The sequence below is a fragment of the Burkholderia sp. BCC1640 genome, from assembly GCF_902833125.1.
GTDB lineage: Bacteria > Pseudomonadota > Gammaproteobacteria > Burkholderiales > Burkholderiaceae > Burkholderia > Burkholderia diffusa.
This window is the reverse complement of record NZ_CADFEF010000094.1, coordinates 1-1,207: the sequence shown is the minus strand read 5'-3', so window position 1 is coordinate 1,207 and position 1,207 is coordinate 1. Positions and strand designations below refer to the sequence as shown.

General features: G+C 58.1%; 1 pseudogene. It reads right to left on the bottom strand.

Annotated features, from left to right (window positions below):
- Positions 1-109 precede the first annotated feature (109 nt).
- Positions 110-465, bottom strand: a pseudogene (locus HWX25_RS32595) (transposase); the annotation flags it as partial.
- Between the last annotated feature and the right edge of the window lie 742 nt (positions 466-1,207).

The window sequence follows — 1,207 nt, the reverse complement described above, 5'->3', positions numbered from 1 at the left end:
ACCTCAATGATCTTCCTCTTGGACACTCTGATGCCGTCGGCCCGTGAGGATCCACCTTCCTGAGCCTCCCACGCTCGTGGATCGCGAGGGTGGGAGACGTTCATTTCATTCCTCCGGCAGCGAGGGCGAGTGCGCTATCCATTTTTTTGCCCGGCCGTACTCGACTGCTTCGCGGAGAATCTCGTTCTCCATGGTCTTCTTGCCGAGCATCCGTTGCAGCTCTCGAATCTGCTTGAGCGCGTCGGCCAGCTCTGAGGCGGGAACCACTTCCTCGCCAGCCTTGACCGCTGACATGCTCCCGTCCTGGTACAGCTTGCGCCAGTGGAACAGTTGGTTCGGATTCACGCCGTGCTGGCGCGCGACCATCGAAACCGATTTCCCCGGCTCGAAACTCTCGCGAACCATCGCCAGCTTCTGCTCCGCCGTCCAGCGCCGCCGGCGCTCCGGGCCCGTCAACACTTCCATCACTTCCTGCCTGGTGTTAGTCAAAAACACAGTCTTATGCCTACCCGTTATTGTAAGTGGGTGACTGTGTCCGGCGTTTCAGGGGGCTGCTCCAGCGATCACCCGTGGCGCCAGCAATTTCAGCCTGCTTTCTGGCGTTGGCGCTAGGCGAGACGAGTTGGTAGTATCCTGCTTCGATACTAGTCGGAACCTGCTTACTCGCTGGTCTGTCGATGGCGCACCAGGGGCTTTTTGCCGCCAGCGAACTTTCAACACGGTCTAGCCCGGTTGACGTTCTCGATGACGAACTGGAGCGTGTACCTCGGCAATTCACATGGGTGCCGTTCTTTACAGCATTCTTGCTGCTTGCATATCTTGTTTCGACGTGGGTGGGGATCAGGATGATCTTCTTCCCACCCCTCGTCGTCATTGCTTTCGAGATGTTTGCGCACGCAGACATATGGCCATGGGCGCAACGTCCTATTATATTGCCATGTGTTTGCATGATCACAGCAGCGGCTGGTGTAGCTGCGCTCGCTCTCTTTGGACCAGGCTTCGAATCAACGATCCTTGCTATGCTGGCCGGGGTCGTGACGTTGCGTCTCAGTCGCGTGTACGTTACTCCTGCGCTTGCGGTCTGAACCGCCCCGGATTTTGTGGAGGCTCCAACTCTTGAGAGAATGGAGCCATGAACAAGAAGGTAACCAAGTTTTCCCCGGAAGTCCGAGAGCGCGCGGTGCGCCTGGTGCGCGAGCAGCGTAGC